Origin of the sequence: Psychrobacter pacificensis (genome assembly GCF_018336615.1) — a bacterium.
GTDB classification, from domain to species: Bacteria; Pseudomonadota; Gammaproteobacteria; order Pseudomonadales; family Moraxellaceae; genus Psychrobacter; species Psychrobacter pacificensis.
Genome location: NZ_CP048752.1, coordinates 2,758,231 through 2,777,889 on the forward strand (window position 1 = coordinate 2,758,231; position 19,659 = coordinate 2,777,889).

At 44.5% G+C, this 19,659-nt stretch carries 16 protein-coding genes and 2 tRNA genes; 13 read left to right on the forward strand and 5 right to left on the reverse strand.

The features are described from left to right. The first annotated feature begins 28 nt into the window (after positions 1-28). Together GYK50_RS11670 and GYK50_RS11675 are read left to right on the forward strand one after the other, a co-directional pair. Positions 29-1,036, forward strand: a complete 1,008-nt coding sequence (locus GYK50_RS11670; RefSeq protein WP_093067311.1) for a lipoate--protein ligase — start codon at positions 29-31, stop codon at positions 1,034-1,036. A gap of 50 nt (positions 1,037-1,086) precedes the next feature. Then, positions 1,087-1,782 carry a hypothetical protein gene (locus GYK50_RS11675; protein WP_186475240.1) on the forward strand — a complete coding sequence of 232 codons (696 nt, stop codon included), beginning with the start codon at positions 1,087-1,089 and terminating at the stop codon, positions 1,780-1,782. A gap of 150 nt (positions 1,783-1,932) precedes the next feature. Here GYK50_RS11675 and GYK50_RS11680 read toward each other — a convergent pair whose 3' ends face one another. Then, positions 1,933-4,068 (reverse strand): FAD-dependent oxidoreductase, encoded by a 2,136-nt coding sequence (locus GYK50_RS11680; protein WP_212563997.1) that lies wholly within the window; start codon positions 4,066-4,068, stop codon positions 1,933-1,935. Between the two features lie 412 nt (positions 4,069-4,480). Here GYK50_RS11680 and GYK50_RS11685 point away from each other — a divergent pair, with 412 nt between their 5' ends. Continuing rightward, positions 4,481-6,145, forward strand: coding sequence for an AMP-binding protein (locus GYK50_RS11685; protein ID WP_212563998.1), 1,665 nt, complete (start codon positions 4,481-4,483; stop codon positions 6,143-6,145). A gap of 96 nt (positions 6,146-6,241) precedes the next feature. Here the strand turns inward: GYK50_RS11685 and GYK50_RS11690 are convergent, their stop codons facing one another. The 4 genes from GYK50_RS11690 to hemA all read right to left on the reverse strand — a co-directional run bounded on the left by GYK50_RS11690 (position 6,242) and on the right by hemA (position 10,444). Beyond that, positions 6,242-6,661 (reverse strand): DUF6691 family protein, encoded by a 420-nt coding sequence (locus GYK50_RS11690; RefSeq protein WP_212563999.1) that lies wholly within the window; start codon positions 6,659-6,661, stop codon positions 6,242-6,244. 95 nt (positions 6,662-6,756) lie between these two features. Beyond that, positions 6,757-7,194: a YeeE/YedE family protein gene (locus GYK50_RS11695; protein ID WP_075105759.1), complete on the reverse strand. Its 438-nt coding sequence runs from the start codon at positions 7,192-7,194 to the stop codon at positions 6,757-6,759. Positions 7,195-7,399: 205 nt separating this feature from the next. After that, positions 7,400-8,536: an aminotransferase class V-fold PLP-dependent enzyme gene (locus tag GYK50_RS11700; RefSeq protein ID WP_186475244.1), complete on the reverse strand. Its 1,137-nt coding sequence runs from the start codon at positions 8,534-8,536 to the stop codon at positions 7,400-7,402. Positions 8,537-9,052: 516 nt separating this feature from the next. Beyond that, positions 9,053-10,444, reverse strand: a complete 1,392-nt coding sequence (hemA, locus tag GYK50_RS11705) for a glutamyl-tRNA reductase (RefSeq protein WP_093067289.1) — start codon at positions 10,442-10,444, stop codon at positions 9,053-9,055. Between the two features lie 551 nt (positions 10,445-10,995). On the opposite strand from hemA, the gene GYK50_RS11710 reads away from it, so the two are divergent. The 10 genes from GYK50_RS11710 to panD all read left to right on the forward strand — a co-directional run bounded on the left by GYK50_RS11710 (position 10,996) and on the right by panD (position 19,613). After that, the gene (locus GYK50_RS11710; RefSeq protein WP_071002489.1) at positions 10,996-12,933 is read left to right on the forward strand and encodes a tetratricopeptide repeat protein; all 1,938 of its coding nucleotides are present in this window, start codon (positions 10,996-10,998) and stop codon (positions 12,931-12,933) included. A 178-nt stretch (positions 12,934-13,111) separates the two neighbouring features. Beyond that, positions 13,112-13,741, forward strand: a complete 630-nt coding sequence (lolB, locus tag GYK50_RS11715; RefSeq protein WP_071002491.1) for a lipoprotein insertase outer membrane protein LolB — start codon at positions 13,112-13,114, stop codon at positions 13,739-13,741. Positions 13,742-13,831: 90 nt separating this feature from the next. Further along, on the forward strand, positions 13,832-14,794 hold the full coding sequence (ispE, locus tag GYK50_RS11720; RefSeq protein WP_071002493.1) for a 4-(cytidine 5'-diphospho)-2-C-methyl-D-erythritol kinase: 963 nt from the start codon (positions 13,832-13,834) through the stop codon (positions 14,792-14,794). Between the two features lie 256 nt (positions 14,795-15,050). Continuing rightward, positions 15,051-15,380 (forward strand): hypothetical protein, encoded by a 330-nt coding sequence (locus GYK50_RS11725; RefSeq protein WP_212564000.1) that lies wholly within the window; start codon positions 15,051-15,053, stop codon positions 15,378-15,380. A gap of 167 nt (positions 15,381-15,547) precedes the next feature. Continuing rightward, a tRNA-Gln gene (locus GYK50_RS11730) sits at positions 15,548-15,623 on the forward strand. Between the two features lie 240 nt (positions 15,624-15,863). Then, positions 15,864-15,939, forward strand: a tRNA-Gln gene (locus GYK50_RS11735). A gap of 110 nt (positions 15,940-16,049) precedes the next feature. Further along, positions 16,050-16,997, forward strand: a complete 948-nt coding sequence (locus GYK50_RS11740) for a ribose-phosphate pyrophosphokinase (RefSeq protein WP_057758042.1) — start codon at positions 16,050-16,052, stop codon at positions 16,995-16,997. Between the two features lie 407 nt (positions 16,998-17,404). After that, positions 17,405-18,094: a 50S ribosomal protein L25/general stress protein Ctc gene (locus tag GYK50_RS11745; protein ID WP_071002496.1), complete on the forward strand. Its 690-nt coding sequence runs from the start codon at positions 17,405-17,407 to the stop codon at positions 18,092-18,094. Positions 18,095-18,550: 456 nt separating this feature from the next. Continuing rightward, entirely contained in the window at positions 18,551-19,132 is a 582-nt protein-coding gene (gene pth / locus GYK50_RS11750) for an aminoacyl-tRNA hydrolase (protein ID WP_093067285.1), read from the forward strand. A 100-nt stretch (positions 19,133-19,232) separates the two neighbouring features. Continuing rightward, positions 19,233-19,613 carry an aspartate 1-decarboxylase gene (gene panD, locus GYK50_RS11755; RefSeq protein ID WP_010196068.1) on the forward strand — a complete coding sequence of 127 codons (381 nt, stop codon included), beginning with the start codon at positions 19,233-19,235 and terminating at the stop codon, positions 19,611-19,613. Positions 19,614-19,659: the final 46 nt, after the last annotated feature.

The following is a 19,659-nucleotide window of genomic DNA, read 5'->3' on the forward strand; positions in this document are numbered from 1 at the left end:
TATAAAAACGATTAAAAAAGGATCCATCATGAAACTGCGCATCTTAAAGTCTGCGGTGACCAATCCTTGGTTCAATCTTGCCACCGAGGATTGGATATTTAATACGCTCAATCCCGACTCGCACACGCTTTTCTTATGGCGCAACTCTGAGACCGTGGTCATTGGTCGCTCACAAAATCCATGGGTAGAATGCAAGACGGATAAGATGGCAGCAGACGATGTCTTTTTGGCGCGGCGTCAAAGTGGCGGCGGTGCGGTATTTCATGACTTGGGCAATACCAATTTTACTTTTTTATCCCCAAAACACGCGTACGACCAAACGGCCAACTTTACCATTATCATCAATGCGCTAAAAAAGCTGGGTATCGATGCTGAGCAGTCTGGTCGTAATGATATGCAAGTGGGCGATCGAAAAATATCAGGCAGCGCCTTCAAACACGCCGCCGATCGCAGTTTTCATCACGGGACACTGCTAGTCAATGCCAATATGCAAAAGCTTGGCGATTATCTCAATCCGCATCCCTTAAAGCTCAAAGCAAAAGGCATCAAATCGGTACGTGCGCGCGTGGCAAACTTGGTAGCGTTCAATGATGCCATCAATCATGAGACCTTGTCTGAGGCGATTATCGAGGCGTTTTGTGAGTATTATGGAGAAACTGCGCCAGTTGAGCAGTTGGATGAAGCCAGCCTTGCCAAGCAGCCGGCGCTAAACGCTTACTATCAGCAGATGGCGGACTGGGATTGGCGCTTTGGCAAGACGCCTGAGTTTAGCCATCATATCGAGACGCGCTTTGATTGGGGCATGATGGATGTGCATTTGGATATCAAGCAAGCTGTGATTACGGAGGTTGTTATCTTCTCTGATGCGTTAAATATTGAGCTGATTGATTTGCTCAAAGAGACATTGACTGGTGTGAAATATAATAAGCATGAGATTAATGCCAAGCTTGCTGAGCTGGGCAAAGCACATCCTGAATTGGCAGCACAGATAGACGATGTATCTGAGTGGCTGACTAGTGAGATGGAAGGTTACTAATTTATGATTAAAAGTGTATAGTTTAATTTTTTATCACATAGAAGTCAGAAATGTTAGGTTTAAATCTTGAATCTTTAGACAGTTTATGGCCAATCGCAATTATCATGGCAACATTGAAAATACTTTTTGAGATAGGAAAGGTATGTAAATCTTACCAAGAGAATAGATACTATAGCTTGGATAAGCTCAAAGAAGCTTTTGAAACAGAAAAAGTTGATAACAAACTCAGAGAACAGTTAGTTACTACCTATGAAAGAGAGGTGTTCCACAAGATTTATAAATTAAATATAAGTAAATATTATCGTAGAAAAATTATTGATATCTCCAACAATTCTTGCGATATTGAGTTATCGACTTTTAGAAAAGCAAATAACTATATTACTTACGAAAATGAAAATATCTGCTTAATTTATAGATATTCATACCCTATATTAAAAACACTAAATAAAATATATTCTTATTTTTACTATATGCTCTCGGTTTTTTTCATTGTAGGTTTTCTATCTTATTTCTTAGAATATGAGTACTTATCAAAAATCTATGTCTCTGTAGACAATCAGTATGTATTACTGTTTTTAGGGCTTTATTTTCTTTTGGGATCGTTTTTCAGTATAAAAAAGGAAGTCTCTCTGGAAGCAGTAATAGTATTGAAAAAACATGCTGACATACATCGAAGTGATATCAATATCATACATAAAGAATTAATATATGACAAAATAGTAAAAAAAATACTTAATATCCCTTAATCAAGCTAGATAAAGAATCATTAATAATTTCAAGAATTAGTTTCTTTAGCAAATTAATGTACTTAAGCAAAGGCTGTTCTCAAGAAAAACAGCCTTTGTCAAAACATTCATTTTTTCAAATATAGATTATTTGAAAAGTCTAAATAATCCTTAAATCCCTGCCGCAACCTCAGCCCCATCACGAATCGCACGTTTGGCATCTAGCTCAGCGGCAAGCTTAGCACCGCCAATAAGATGATATTGCGCGTCTGGCGCATCGCCAACGTTTGGCATCAGACTGGCGACGGACTCTTGACCGGCACAGACGACGACGCTATCGACACGGAGTAGCTGGCTTTGACCTTGAGAGTTGGTGACCCAAATACCTTCGTTGGTGATTTTGTCGTACTGCACGCCAGCGACTTGGATGACGCCATGCGATTTGATATGCGCGCGATGTACCCAGCCTGAGGTTTTGTTCAGACCACTACCCAAACGGCCTTTGCTACGCTGCATCAGATAGACTTGGCGAATGGGCTTAATCGCTTTAGGTCTGACCAGTCCGCCATCACTTTGATAATCGGTATCGTTGGTCACGCCCCATTCCTCGCGCCACTCACTGATGGACTGCGGCTCAGGGCGATAGTCTGGATCTTTGAGACCTTCAGGGCCGATTTCATCCAGCGATTGTCCGTGATTGGCGGTCAGATACTCACTGACATCGAAACCAATACCGCCCGCACCGATGACCGCCACGGTGTTGCCCACGGCTTTTTCACCAGAGAGCAATTCTGCGTAGCTGATCACTTGTGGCAGATCAGCTCCTTCAAGCTTACCTGCGAGACTTCTAGGTACAACGCCAGTGGCGACGATAACATGATGGAACTTGGCTTTTTCCAGCATGTCTTTATCCACAAAGGTATTGAGTTTAATCTCGACGCCTAAGTGCTCAAGCTCGTTGATATAGTAGCGAACAGTCTCAAAGAACTCTTCTTTACCCGGGATGACTTTGGCGTAGTTGAACTGTCCACCCAACACATCTTTGGCTTCAAACAAGGTCACTTCATGACCACGTAAGGCGGCGACATGAGCGGCTGACATACCAGCGACCCCGCCACCGATAACGGCGACTTTTTTCGGTTTCTTGGTTTTTTTGTACACCAGCTCTGTCTCATAACAGGCTTGTGGATTGACCAAACAAGTCGAGCGTTTGTTTTCAAACGTATGATCGAGACACGCTTGGTTACAGGCGATACAGGTATTGATACGATCTGTCTGACCGTTTTTGGCTTTGTTGACCCAGTTTGCATCCGCCAAGAATGGACGCGCCATTTGAATCAAATCTGCCTGACCATCAGCGATGATTTTTTCTGCGGTATCTGGCATGTTGATGCGGTTGGCCGCCATCATTGGGATATTGATGTGTTTTTTGATCTCAGCGGTGAAGTCAACGAAAGCGGCGCGTGGTACGCTGGTGACGATCGTTGGGACACGCGCTTCATGCCAGCCGATGCCGGTATTCATGATCGTCACGCCCGCTTCTTCTAGCGCTTTTGCCACGGTGATGACTTCATCCATGACGTTGCCATCTTTGACCAAATCAATCACTGACAAGCGGAATAGGATAATAAAATCTTCACCAACAGCTTCGCGAACGGCTTTGACCACATCGACGGCAAACTTCATCCGGCCATTGATATCGCCGCCGTATTGATCGCTACGCTGATTGACGTGGCGCGATAAAAACTGATTGAGCAAGTAGCCTTCGGAGCCCATGATCTCGACGCCATCATAGCCTGCTTGTTTGGCAAGACGCGCTGAACGAGCATAGTCTTTGACCGTCTGCTCGATGTTTTTAATGCTCATTTTGCGCGGTTTAAACGGCGAGATTGGGGATTTGATTGGGCTAGAGGATACCGCAAAAGGATGATAGCCATAGCGACCACTGTGCAATATCTGCATGATGATTTTGCTGTCATGCTTATGCACAGCACGAGTGACCCGCTGATGATTGATGACGTCAGCTTTGCTATTCATCGTGCCGCCAGCAGGCAGTAGCCACCCTTCACGGTTCGGTGAGATGCCGCCAGTGATCATCATTGCCACGCCGCCACGGGCACGTTCTGCAAAATACGCCGCCAGCTTACCGTAGTTATAGAAACGGTCTTCAAGCCCCGTATGCATAGAGCCCATGACCATGCGGTTTTTTAGGGTAGTAAACCCTAAATCCAATGGCTCAAATAAATGTGGATAATATTCGTTAGTGCTGGCAGTTTCGATCGTATTGGCAGAACGGCTGGCGGTCATATCATTTTCCTTATGAATGTTTTTTGAGACGGCTTCTTAAAAATGGCTTTGTAGAAATCGTGGTGCTACGGGACTTAGCGTTACTGGTATCGTAACACACCGCTATTATCACTAGCTATGCAGACAAACGACTGATGAGTGAGCACTATTTAGCGACGATCAGAATATGATCGTGAAGTGTGCCAATTATCACACGGGCTGGTGGCGTATCGTTAGGTTATTACGATAAAACCCGCTCCAGTGTTGACAATGTTTTTTTATAATCAGACAACTATTTTATCACTTCCTCCTCATCGCCCATTAGACTAATCGATAAACATCGACTATTCTAATCTAACACCTTTCTATGTTAAATTACGGTGCTGCGTTACCCTATTGACGCGTTATAAAAATACGATAAAGGATTATCATCATGACAGATTTTCATACCGGTCTCGGCAAAAACGCTGCCAATTATCAACCACTCACCCCTATTGATTTTATTATCCGTAGCGCTCAGGTTTATCCCGATAAGACTGCGATCATTTATGATGACCTTGCACACAACAATCTCACTCAGACATGGCAACAGACTTATACGCGCTGCCGTCAATTGGCGGATGGCTTACGCAAACTGGGTATTGATAAAAACGATACGGTCGCCGTCATGCTACCAAACACGCCAGCGATGGTCGAATGCGCCTTTGGCGTACCCATGTCAGGCGGCGTACTCTGCACGTTGAACACGCGCCTTGATATCAACGCCCTGACCTTTTGTTTGCAGCATTCAGAGGCCAAGGTGCTGATCTTGGATAGCGAGTTTGCGGAGCACGCTGAGATCATCAATGAGACCTTCCCAAACCTCATTGTCATTCACGCGACCGATCATGCTATCGATGTCGAGCCGTTTGGACAGATGAGCTATGAAGCATTGGTTGCCAGTTCAGACAGCTTGGATAATTGGGAGATGCCAGCGGATGAATGGGATGCCATTGCCCTGAACTACACCTCTGGCACAACAGGCAAACCAAAAGGCGTCGTTTATCATCATCGCGGTGCTACGCTCAATGCGGTGTCGAATATTTTGGATTGGGATATGCCAAAGCATCCGACCTACTTGTGGACGTTGCCGCTGTTCCATTGTAACGGTTGGTGCTTCCCGTGGAGCATCGCTGAGCGCGCTGGGGTCAATGTCTGCTTGCGTAAGATTGATGCGGATTTAATATTGCAGCTAATTGCCAAGCATCAAGTGACCCATTACTGCTCTGCGCCCGTCGTCCATAACATGATTGCTGGCGGCAAACCTGAGTATAAGGAAGCCATTACGCATACCGTCAAAGGCTGGGTCGCTGGGGCACCGCCATCTGAAACCATGCTGGCAGCAATGGAAGCGATGGGCTTTGATATCTCTCACGTCTACGGTCTCACTGAGGTCTATGGGCCAGTGACCGTTTGCGCTGAGCAAGAAGAATGGAGTGATCTTGATGTCGCCACCCGCGCCCAAAAGAAATCACGTCAAGGCGTGACCTCACACTTAATGACAGGGTTTGAGGTATTTAAACAAGGCACGACTGAGCCAGTCGCCGCCGATGGCGAAGAGATGGGTGAGCTGGCACTACGTGGCAATATGGTGATGAAAGGCTATCTAAAAAGCCGCAAAGCCACTGAAGATGCCTTCACTGATGGCTGGTTCCGCACGGGGGATTTGGGTGTCAAATACCCTGATGGCTATATCAAAATCATGGATAGACTCAAGGATATCATCATCTCAGGCGGTGAGAACATCTCTAGTATCGAGGTCGAAAATGTCTTATACAAGCTCCCTGCCATTGAGAGCTGTGCGGTCGTCGCCGCGCCACATGATAAATGGGGCGAAGTGCCCGTCGCCTTTATCGAGATTCATGAGGGCAGCACCTTGCAACGCGATACGGTAATAGCGCATTGTAGTCAGCACTTGGCAGGCTTTAAAGTGCCCAAATATATCGTCTTTGCCGAAATCCCAAAAACCAGTACGGGTAAAGTACAAAAGTTTGAGCTACGCCAAGCAGCCAAATCGTTGGCGCACGAAACGTCAAAAGTCACTGCGAGTGCTAAGTGATCTGACAATACATTAAATCCTGTCATCAACTAACATTCATAAAAAAGGTCAATCACATATACGTGGCTGACCTTTTTTAATGTTCACATTATTTAATTAGCCAATTTTTGGCTCAAACCACTGATAGACCAGCATCCCTATGATCATCGCAGGGATAAACACGTACGCTTGCCACTGACCCGTCCCGAGCAAGACGATGCCTGGCCCCGGACAAATACCGACCAGCCCCCAGCCGATACCAAACAACATGGCTCCGATAATTAATTGTTTGGTGATGACGGTTTTGCTTGGCATATCAATGGGCGTGCCAATCCAGCTACTCTCTTGACGCTTGGCCAACAGCACACCAAAAAATGCAACGAACAAACCACCACCCATCACCAGTACAAGGGAGATATCCCATGCGCCAAACACATCTAAGAACCCTTGCACCTTTTCAGGGTCTGTCATACCTGACACCAGCAGCCCAAACCCAAACAATAACCCTGCCAGCAATCCGATTATATTTTTTAGCATCGTCGTCTCTCGCTATTATTATCTTCTATTAACTATCATATGTCGTGCGTGCTTTAGTCCTACTAGCAATCTCATAGCAATCTGCCATTGAGCATTTACAGTAGCCCTAGGACATGACGACCGATATACACGGTCACAATACCCAACAGCATAAAGGTGACGGTCGCGGCCAGTGAGCGTGGAGACAGACGTGCATTACCACAAATACCATGCCCACTGGTACAGCCTGAGCCAAGACGCGTGCCAAAGCCCACCAATAGCCCTGCGGCAATCAACAGTGGCAAAGAAGTGCTAATCTCTACGTTAGGTAGCGGTCTTGCCAGCCTGTACAGCACGGGCGATATGACCAAACCCAGTATAAACAGCACCTGCCACATCTCTACACGCTTGGGTTTTAGTAAGCTTGAAAAAATGCCACTGATACCGGCTATACGCCCGATACCGAGCAGCAAAATAACCGTCGCCACCCCTAGCATCAGACCACCGACTAAAGAGATCGGTGTAAATGCTTGCCAGTCTATTTGTATACTCATAACGGACTACCCATTTAGGTTTATTAAGTATTTGCTTAACGTTCTATTTATATAAATACATTATATTATAAAATATAATAAAAGGGTAAAAAAATACTGAGCACGTATGATGATAATAACGGCTCAGTATTTTATGATGATAAAAGCGTCTTCAGAAGTACTTATAAAGTTAGCGGTATCATTTTAAAAGGTTTCTCAATCATAACTACTGGCTTAGTACTTCATCCAGTGCGGACTCAAAACGCGTGACCGTACCGTCGATATCGGTTAATTTATCCAAGCCAAACAGACCCAAACGGAACGTCTTGAAGCTGTCAGGTTCACCTACTTTTAAGGGTACACCAGCGGCGATTTGCACACCCGCTGCCGCAAAAGCGCTGCCTTTATGCATATCATCACGATCGGTATAAGACACAACAACGCCAGGCGCTTGAAAGCCTTTAGCCGCAACGCTCTCGATGCCTTTGGCTTCTAGTACTTCACGAATACGTTTGCCAAGCGTCCACTGCGCCTCACATAGCTTATCAAAACCAACCGCTTTGGCTTCATTCACCGCATCACGGAACTGGCGTAAGCTGTCTGTCGGCATCGTCGCATGGTAGGCATGACCGCCGTTTTCGTAAGCGCGCATGATATTTAGCCATTGCTTTAGATCAATACTAAAGCTATCAGACTCTGTGCTGTCTACTTTTTTGACCGCCGCCTCGCTTAGCATGACAAGACCAGCGCCTGGTGTACTGCTCCAACCTTTTTGCGGCGCGCTAATCAGCACATCGATACCCAAGTTTTTCATGTCTAACCAGACACAGCCTGACGCGATACAGTCGATAACCAACAATCCACCGACACTATGCACAGCCGCGCTCAACGCTTTGATATAATCATCTGACAAAATCATGCCAGACGAAGTCTCGACGTGCGGCGCAAATACCACTGCTGGCTGCTCTTCTTTGATTTTAGCTACCGCCGTGTCGATATCGACTGGTGCAAACGGCTTTGGTAACTCGCTATCATCTGCACGATTGGCTGTGAGCACGGTAGAGGATTTGGCAATTTTGCCTTTTTCTAAAATCTGCGTCCAACGATAGCTAAACCAACCATTACGAATGATGAGGCAATCTTCGTCATTTGCCAGTTGACGCGCGACCGCTTCCATACCATAAGTACCAGAACCCGGTACGATCACCACGGCATCCGCGTTGTAGACAGATTTTAGATCACTAGATAAGTCATTCATCACTTGCTGAAAGGCTTTTGACATATGGTTTAGCGCACGATCAGTGTAGACCACCGAATACTCTAATAAGCCGTTTGGATCGATATCTTGACGTAATGCAGGCATGGAACACTCCTAGTATATGATTAGATGATGACTGTTTCTTAATTTTTTGGACCTTATTTTTATACCATAATATGGGGATAGGAAATAATATAGATACTAATATCGTTAAGTACCATAGATGATTGGTATCAACCGAATACTCATATCGAACAAAAATGAAGAAGATATAGGATAGACAAGATAACCCTTTAACCCAGCGCTACTGTCTTTGATGATGAGGTCATGTGTTGTTTTGATATCAATGCTTCAGATTCATGATATGCAAACGCACTGATTCTAATACACATTAATGAGGGCTATAAACATGGGGCGAAACTATTTCTAGTCACGTTATAGTCACAACATGAGCGAGTCTCATCACCCTATGTCAAGCCAAACTGTCTTGACCCAAATCATCCATAAGATTTGATAGTAGCACTGATACTAGAGGTTGACAACGATACGCTCAGGCACTGATATGGCTTGCGTGATTAGAGTTTTATTGGTAAGTGTTCGTTGATCGACGCTGTGAGAACATTAGCGCCCGCGATGGGCATCCTGTAGCCCAGACACCACAAAATCTAGCAAATCGCTATCACCTTCGCGGGCCGCTTTACGCATGAGCTTGGATGGTGCGTGCGTCAGTGTTTGAGTCAGGCGCCGTGACAGCTCAATGAGAATGTCTTCTGGACTGTTATCTTCTTGTTGCAGCTTAGCAATGGACTCATGCAGTAGCTTATCTACTTGATTTTGAGTACAGGTACGATACTGCTGGATGTCTTTACCCACTTGACGAACTTGGAAGCGACGATCTATTTCAACGACCAATTGACTGACTAAAAGTTCCGCATCGACCGCCGCTTGCCGACGCTGCTCAATATTGCCAGCAATCACATGCTGCAAATCATCGACAGAATACAGATAGACATCATCCATGCGACTGATGGTTGAGTCAATATCACGTGGTACGGCCAAATCTATCATCAACATTGGCTGATAACGGCGACGCTTAAGCGCTTGCATGGTCATGGTTTTATCAATCAATAAATCCATACTACCACTACAGCTGCTGACAATATCGGCGTCTGCCAGCACTTGCGGCAAATCTTGCAAGGGTCTGACGTCTATGCGGCGATTGGGACTACGCAGTTCAGCCGCCAATGCCTCAGCACGCTCAGGATTACGATTACAAATAATCACTCGCCCAACGCCAAGTCCTGCGATATGGGTGGCAACCAAGCGATTCATCTCACCTGCCGCGACGACCAATAGCGTACGACTCGGCAAGTCATCAAATATCTGCGTGACCAATTTGGCCGCCGCAAAACTCAGCGATACCGCTTGTGCACCCACTTGCGTCTCATTACGTACTCGTTTGGCAGCGGCAAATACTTGATCAACGATCCAACCGAGCTGATTGCTCAATACTTTTTGCTCTTGTGCCAAATGCACAGAGCGCTTGATTTGACCAAGTATTTGCGGCTCACCCAGTATCATAGAATCCAGCCCCGCTGCGACTCTTAGCCAGTGGGTCAATGCGTGCGTGTCGCGGTGCACATAGAGATAAGGATCGATATCTACGAGTGGCAGCTGTTTGAATTCAGCAAGCCACGTCTTAATCTTGAGGATATGAGCGCTGATCATGCTTGATGTGACATGAGCACTGCTACTAAAATCATTGTGGGAGATGGCGTGATCTGTCTGCTCATTGACTGCCGAGCTTGATGAATGTGAGTGGTGCGGGGTCAACGTATGGGGCACAAGCGCATAAATCTCAGTACGGTTGCAAGTAGAGACAATCACACTGCCATCCGTGAAGGATTCTATTTGCTCAAGCGCGACATTCACATCGTCACCCACCAGCGCCAAGCGCTCTCGCAGAGCGACTGGTGCAGTTTTGTGATTGACCCCAATGACCACTAATCTCATTATCGATAGACCATAAACATGACGCCTAGCTGCCCACTCACGCTATCTTATTATTTTTAAAAGACAGTTTTTGACGACAGCGCTGAAAGGAAGACCCTAAAAACCGCTTATTATATCATTATTGCTGGCGTTAATTAACACTCACCCATCTATGATAGCGATATCTCTGTATCTGGTCGCAAATGTAACAAATCAACTACCGATATGATTGATAAAATCAATGGATGTATTTTGGCAAATAGTCGCTAAGATCATCATAAATCATTCGCTTAGTGTCGCCTAACTTGTTATATTTCCACAGTATTCTGATCAATATACCTATTTGTATAAAAGTCTTAGCAAGATAACTCATGCTTAAAACAAGTATCAGTCATAGCCTATCAATAGAATGATGATTGCTCAGATATGAGTAACACGGATGCTATTGTTTATACTGTTCATCCGCTCTTATAATATTTGTCATGGGTACTCATTACCACTATTTGATTTGAAATGATTAAAATAAAATTGCCTCAGCTATGTAGGTAAACCATGGGCGAACACGACTATCTATGATGTTTTTTGGATCATTATCTAGATCACAACCTCTTTATAACGAGCAATCTAGCCTCCGCGCTTTATTGCAAGTCGTTATTGATCGTTTGTGCCAGCGTTATAAGCTAGCGTTGTCATTGGCCGTCTGTTTATGCCTTGCCGTACCTGCACATGCCAGCCATGCTGATACAGAATTGGCCGCAAAAACGCCACCAGTAGCAGTCATTACTAGCGATAACAGGGCAAATAATAATGCTACTTCTAGCACCTCTATCAGCACGACTGTTCATAAAAACAGCCAAATGACAGATAGCGTAACCAACATTGATGGTCTAGCGCCAGCCAGCCTATGGCAGCCTGAACTCAACGAACCCAGTTTATATGCTCTATTAGATGCAGAGTTTGCTGCGGATCGTGATGACAAACAACGTGCGATGACGATCTATAAGCAACAATCTTTTAAAGAAGATGCCACAGCGGTATTTGAGAGGGCGCTAACTCTATCATTGCGTAATGAAAGGGTTGAGGATTCATTAGCCTTTGCGAAATCATGGCAAGACCAGAATCCTGATCATGTACCTGCTTGGTTTTATGTGGCGCATTTGGCACTACGGGCACACGACTATATCTTAGCTGGCGAGACCTTAAACCGCATCTTGCGTTACGATCCGCGTGCAGATTTGAGCGAAATCCTTATCGGTATTTATCCCAATAATGACGATGACAAACGCGAGCTGCTTGCCGCTTTGCAGCCACTAGATAGTGAGCAAAATGCTTCACTGTCCGTATTAAAAGCTGGTTTACTTTACCAATTTAATGAGCCCGAAATCGCTATCGTGCATATCAACCGTGCGCTAGAGCGCCAGCCTGATTATGTGCCTTTTATCACCCTAAAGGCTGACATCTTGCGCAAAATCGTCACCTCTGAAACTGTGGTCAACTATATAAGCCAAGCACGCTTGCGCAATCCTGATAGCAAAAGTTTGTACCTGTACGAGATTCGCTACTTATTAGACTTAAAACAAAGCGAGCAAGCTTGGAAACTATTGCTCGAAGCCCACAGCCGCTTTAACGACGATGCTGAGATTACCTTGTTAGCAGCACTAGTGAGCTTGGATATCGAAGAATATGCGAGTGCGGATGATCTACTCAATATGCTTGCCAAAAACCCCGCTTACCTTGACCAAGCTTATTACTATCTCGGTATCAGTGCTGAGCGCCAGCAGCAGTTTGATAAAGCCAAATACTATCTCAATGCCGTGATGCAAGAAGACTTAGTATTAGAAGCACGTCGAAAAGTGGTCGCATATGAATTGCTCAATGACGACGTCGACGCCGCCATTGCTACTTTAGAAAAGCTACGCAAAGACTTTACGGTGTTCGCCCCTGACACCTTTGTGATGCAAGCCGATATTTTGTGGCAGCAAAATGAATCAGAAGAAGCCTTACGTCTATTGACGCGGGCCGCTCGTAAATATCCTGATAATGAGATGTTACTCTTTGCCCGTGTCCAACTGTTAGATGACAAAAGCGACTATGTCGTCAAACGTACACTCCTTAATCATTTGCAGGCGCTCGATCCTACCAATTTATCCTATCAGCTCAGTTATGCACAGTTGCTATTGGCCAACGAGCGTAGCTCTGAGCAAGGTCTGGCACTCGCCACAGCAATTATCCAGATTCGCTATGATGATCCGCGCTACGATAATGACCTTCATCTACAGGCCCTAAACGTACTGGCGGGTAATGCACTGGCCAAAGAAAACTATAAGCAAGTCATCGATTATCTGCAAACGCCTTACGATGTGCTCCCAACCCTGCGCTCAGGCACTCTATTACTGCGTGCTTATCAAGGTCTTGGCAATAACGAAAAAGTCGAAGCACTACTCGCAGATTTGCAACAGCGCTTCTCCTTTGGACAACACAATATCAATGACAGCATACAGCTATATTGATAGTGGTTTTTCAAAATAACTGTTGCGGCATGATGCCATTAGGCTTGACACGTCACAAAGCACTTATCAATTACAAGGGACGTATAAGAAGCTAACAGCCGTGCATAACTGAGCAACAAATAGCCCTTAAGCTAATATCTTTGTTAACCTGTCCATTTTCCCATTTTGAGAGCACATTATGTCAGCATCAACGATGTCTTATAAACCAAATAAACTGGCTTTGCTTACTGCGATAGCGACTACAATGGTTATTACCTCTGGCTGTCAGTCACTAAAAACAGCCAACGCGACCAATCAACCAACCACGATGCAAGCTCAAAACGCAGATCAGCCCAAAAAGCTAGAGAGCTTTAATATCACGGGTAAAATTGGGGTGACCATACCTGCTAATGACACCTCAGGTACCCAAGGTGGTAGTGCGTTTTATGCATGGGGACAAGAAAACGATCGTTTTGCTATTGAACTCATCGGCGCGCTTGGTATTGGTAAAACCAACATCGAGTACAATGGTCAAACCGCGACGCTAGTCAGTGAAAAGACAGGTACATTGACCGCTGATGACCCTGAGGAACTATTACAAAAAGCCACTGGCTGGCAAGCGCCTATCTCGCAAATGCCTTACTGGATTTTTGGTCGCCCCGCGCCCTCAGATAGCGCTCCGCAGCTAGATGCTCAAAACCGATTGATCAGCTCAGTCAATGGCGACTGGAGTGCCAGCTTTACTTATAAAGGGAATGACAAGCTCCCTAGTAAAATCAGCGCTGTACAACCACAGGGCAATAAAGTGGTGATGACGATTAATCACTAGTCCGTCATTACTAGTGTATCACCACTGAAAAATCAGCCCCTATTGCTCATTACCATAGTCGTTTATGTCCGTACTTTATGATGAAAAAACATGATTGAAAACATAGCCGAAGCATCTGACTCTACTGTTACGCGTTTATCCCCTGCAAAAATCAATCTATTTTTGCATATTACAGGCAAGCGTGCTGATGGTTATCATAATTTGCAAACGGTGTTTCGCCTGCTCGATTGGGGCGATTATTTGCATTTTTCACTCATGGATGATGTTGTGATACAAACGGCTGATAATAAAGCAGATGCCAACACGCTCTGTCATCAGCTATTAGTATTAGCTGGTGCAGAGGCGATAACTGCCAATATAGAAGACAACTTAATCTTCAAAGCGGCGCGCGCATTGCTCGCGTTTGCCATACAGTCAAACACGCTGCCCGAGCAGTTAGCACCAATTACTATCAGGTTAGACAAGCATTTGCCTATGGGCGCAGGATTGGGTGGTGGCTCATCCAATGCCGCAACGACTATGCTGGCACTTAATGAGCTTTGGCAGCTTAACGTTACTTGTGATGCGCTGATAAAAATCGGTGCAAAGGTAGGTGCAGACGTGCCAATCTTTATCTTTGGTCAAGATGCCATTGCCATGGGTATTGGCGAGCAATTAACTGCCATCAATTTACCTGACCAGCAGTATTTAGTCTTAACGCCTGAGGCGCATATCAATACCGCTACCCTATTTGCTCATCCTAAGCTACATCGAGATATCACCCCTCTATCGATTAAAACCATCAAAAACCAGTCCAATGATTATGTTCAAAATTTGAATACGCCCTATCATAATGTCTTTACACCAGTAGTGACAAGCTTCGCTCCTGCTGTTGCAGAGGCTTTAGATTACTTAAAAGGGTTAGAATCGCAAGCACTGGGTACAGCACGCATGACTGGCTCTGGTAGCGCGGTATTCTTGCCGTTAGATGCGAGTATTGCCTCTGATAAAGCGCTGTTGGTAACATGGATTGAAAGTGCGCCTTGTTCGGGGTATGTGGTGGGGAGTTTGTAACGTGAATGCTTTATATCTAAAAAAATGCTCAATAACAAGTATGGTTTTTGTTTGCTTATCATTAAGTCTAACTGGGTGTACATCGCTACCTAAGTCTTATGATGAACCTAATTCCAAGCGTTTGTCTGATAATGTAATTTTACCACCGTAGCTAGGAATTGAATTACAAGCTAACTCTCAGAATATATCTACTTCTGAGCAGCACCGTAAAACCAGTTCACCTGCTGAACTATTTACTTACGCACCGGCTCTTTCAATGCGCGAAATCAATTTTGTTTTGAAAGGCAAATACGTTATAAAAGATAACTGCTTATACTTTGTTCAGAACGATGATAAGTATCTTAGTCCTATTTTTTATCCCGATAGAGCCATTCTTTTTGAGAATGAACAAGCCATTTCTGTAAATGGAACCAAAGTTAAGCTCGGTGAGGAGGTTGTCACTAGCGGTATAATTAAAGAGCGTATAGGTAGTTACTATTTACGAAAAGGTGATATTGTCATTGAAGACCCAGAGAATACAGCTTGTTTGACGGAACCTGCAATATTTATGAGTGGTAGAGTGGTCAATCCTCTCGTACAAAAGTAACTCGCACAGCATTAGCTTACGATTGACAGGCTTAATAAAAAGACCCCTATTCACTACAATAGTAGCGATGCAACTCAGGCTAATTCACTTAGTTTCGAATAAATCCCAGAAAAAGGCGCAAATGACTTGCAAAATCTGAAAATTTACTTATAATAGGTCGCCACAATAGGGGTATAGCCAAGTTGGTAAGGCATCAGGTTTTGATCCTGACATCCGTTGGTTCGAGTCCAGCTACCCCTGCCATTTTTTAGTACGAAGCGTTAGACATACATTGAGTATAAGCGGTTTATACATAACCTCTTATGCTATTGTCATTGACAACGTTATCCCAGTTTCGGTATAGTTCGCAATGAACACCGCTAGGGAAAGGTTATGTTTTAGGCGGCTCAATCGTTTATAACATAACTGACAGGTCATGACACCATTCTAAGAATGACGAATTAGTCGCTATTAGCTTTCGGTTGTTCGTAGCCTAGACATTACAGGGGTATAGCCAAGTTGGTAAGGCATCAGGTTTTGATCCTGACATCCGTTGGTTCGAGTCCAGCTACCCCTGCCATTTTTTACTGTAATAGTAGTCTTCAATCTTTTTCACCACTCTTTTCTTAATTTGAGCAGTTTGTCACTGCTTAGCGGTCGCTGCTTGAGTCAATCAATAGGACTTCTGTCATGCCTTATTTGGCGATTTTTACGGGCAATGCCCACCCAGAATTAGCAAAAACCGTAGCCGATCATCTTCACATACCTCTTGGTAAAGCTGACATCACGCGTTTTTCTGATGGCGAAATTGCCGTGGAAATCAAAGAACACGTACGCGGTAAAGATGTGTTTATCATGCAGCCGACTTGTGCACCGACCAACGACAACTTGATGGAAATCATGATGATGGCTGACGCTTTGCGTCGCTCTAGTGCTGGTCGTATCACAGCTGTCATGCCATATTTTGGTTATGCGCGTCAGGATCGTCGCCCGCGCTCAGCGCGTGTACCTATCTCAGCAAAAGTCGTCGCTGACATGCTGAACATCGTTAGTATCGATCGCGTGATGACAGTTGATTTGCACTCAGATCAGATTCAGGGTTTCTTTGACATTCCTGTAGACAATATCTATGGTACGCCAGTACTCCTAAACGACCTACAAAAACAAGATTATGACAACATCATGGTGGTTTCACCTGATGTTGGCGGTGTGGTTCGTGCCCGTGCAATGGCCAAGCAGTTAGGCGATACCGACATGGCGATTATCGACAAGCGCCGTGCTCGTGCCAATGAGTCACAAGTGATGCACATCATCGGTGATGTTCGTGACCGTGATTGCGTCATCGTTGATGATATGGTCGATACGGCTGGTACATTATGTAAAGCCGCTGAAGCACTAAAAGAGAATGGTGCACGCCGCGTCTTAGCTTATATCACTCACCCTGTCCTATCAGGTAATGCACTCAAAAACATCAGCGAATCTGCGCTAGACGAAGTCGTCGTGACTGATACGATTCCATTATCTGCCGAAGCAAAAGCCTGTAGCAAAATCCGTCAGGTCAGTATCGCGCCAATGCTTGCTGAGAGCTTACGCCGCATTAATAATGAAGAATCTATTAGTGCGATGTTTGATGCTTAATATGAGACAGTCATTGCTATAAATTTTAATAACATTGTAGTGACAATAAAAATTTAGTCATAAAAATAATAGCGTCAAGTATCAGTACTTGACGCTATTTTTATGTACGTACTTTGCGTAGGTCTTTATTATTACTACAAAATCCCGTATAATGCGCGCCTGTGCTGACCGTTTGTTTTATTCAATCAGGCCAGCATTATCAAAAGTGCTGATCATGCTGAATAATAATGGCTATTTTGGTAATTTTTACTATAAAAATCATTGTTATAAGCAAATGGCTAACATCGATAGTTGTGTCATTTATACGCAACGATAGATATTAGCTCTCATCACGTATTAGTGGATTGGTCGCAAATCCACTTTTTTATGACCAGACACTTCATCATTCTTTTTATAGGATTATATCCATGAGCAATAATCATTTTGAACTAAACGCTACTGATCGTTCTGCTGACCTACAAGGTAAAGGTGCGAGCCGCCGCCTACGTAAGCAGAACCTAGTTCCTGCTATCATCTATGGTGGTGGTGAGCAGCCAACAGCGATCTCTATCAAAATCAACGAGCTAGTAAAAGCACTTGAGTTTGAAGCATTCTTTTCACACATCTTGACCATCAATGTTGACGGTACCGAGCATCAAGCTGTTATCAAAGACTTGCAGCGTCATCCTGCTAAAGGCTTCCCAATGCATGCTGACTTCCAGCGCGTTGTAAAAGGTCAAAAAATCCACATGAACGTTCCTGTGCATTTTGTTGGTCGTGAAGAAGCGCCAGGTACTGCTGCTGGTGGCGTATTGTCTACTTTAGTATCTGATATCGAAGTGATCTGCCTACCATCACAACTTCCTGAATATCTAGAAGTAGATGTATCTGGTATGGAAATCGGTGATTTGTTCCGTCTATCAGACATCAAACTTCCTGAAGGCGTTGTGATTCATGAGCTTGAGCTAGAAGACGGCCATGACCGTACTATCGTTAACATGCAGCCACCAACGGTTGAAGAAGTTGACGAAGATGCTGACGACGTTGATGCTGATGAAGTACCAGCAACTGAGCAAAACGACGGCGCTGATGCTGAAGAAAGCAACGACGACGAGTAATATACTATGTCTAGGTAGCATTTTATTTTGTGCTACTTAGTAACAGATTCGTTTAGTTAAGAAGACAGCAGGCGATTTGAAATCTCCTGCTGTTTTTGTAAGTAGGGCGTGTTGAACATTCGACCATGGCACTGACAGCGACTATTTTTTAGGCGATTCGATGTTAAAAATAATAAGCTTAGTCACTCTAAGCGCTTATTTTTAACGATGAAGCGGCAAAAAAGAGTCCTGTCCCCTGCTTTTATCGTTGGGGCTGATGCTAAAATTGCCCCATACTGCGTTACAAATCTCGCTAAGGCATCTGCATTATCGTCGCTTTGTGCCTTGTCTGGAACAATTTTAGCGATCAGCAGTGCCTATTTGCGAATGTTCAACACGCCCTAAGGTTTGAGAATATATTGTCTATCAATATTTCAAACCTTATCCTTATTTATCAAATTTAAGCAGGGTGTTTTTATGGCCATAAAGCTTATTGTCGGTCTTGGTAATCCTGGTCAGCAGTATATGTTTACGCGTCATAATGCCGGATTTTGGTTTGTCCATCACTTGGCGCAACAATTCAACATCACGCTCTCCCCTGACAAAAAATTCCACGGGGTGACAGGACGTGGGCACATTCATGGATCTGATGTGCGCTTACTTATGCCTCTGACGTTTATGAATAAATCTGGTCAGTCAGTCGTGCCTATGGTAAATTTTTATGGCATCAAAAACGACGAGTTATTGATTGCTCATGATGAGCTCGATATTCCAGCTGGCAGCATCAAACTCAAAACCGACGGTGGTCACGGTGGTCACAATGGCCTGCGTGATATTACGCCGCATATCGGTAATGACTTTCATCGTCTGCGTGTGGGTATCGGTCATCCTGGTCACAAATCTAAAGTCAGTGGACATGTGCTCTCAAAAGCGTCTCCCGATGAGCAAATCGCCATTGACAGCGCATTGACGGCGGCTTTTGACGCGCTACCACTATTGCTAGATGGTGATATCGAAAAAGCACGTTCACAAATTAATGGCTTTAAATTGCCTGAATAAAATATTATTTCTATAGTAATAGCCTTTTATTTTGGTACGTTTGTCCCCATTAACCTTTTGATTTAGTTATTTAATATCAGTTACGCTAAGGAAGCAACCTATGCTACTTAATATGCTTAAATGCAAATTACACCGTGCTCGCGTTACCCATGCTGAGCTTCACTATGAAGGCTCATGCGGTATCGATGGTGATCTACTAGACCTAGCTGGTCTACGTGAAAACGAATCTATCGATATCTATAATGTGACCAATGGCAAGCGCTTTCGCACCTATGCTATCCGTGCTGAGGCGGGCTCTGGTATTATCTCATTAAATGGTGCTGCGGCTCATATGGCAGACCTAGGCGACATCGTCATTATTTGTGCTTACGCGCATTTCGATGAAGTTGAAGCATCGACGTATCAGCCAAAACTGGTCTATTGCAACGAAGACAACACGGTGAAAGACACAGCAAATATCATTCCTGTACAAGTTGCTTAATATGACAGGATGGTGAGGTTTTGGTAAATTTAAGATAAACACAAAG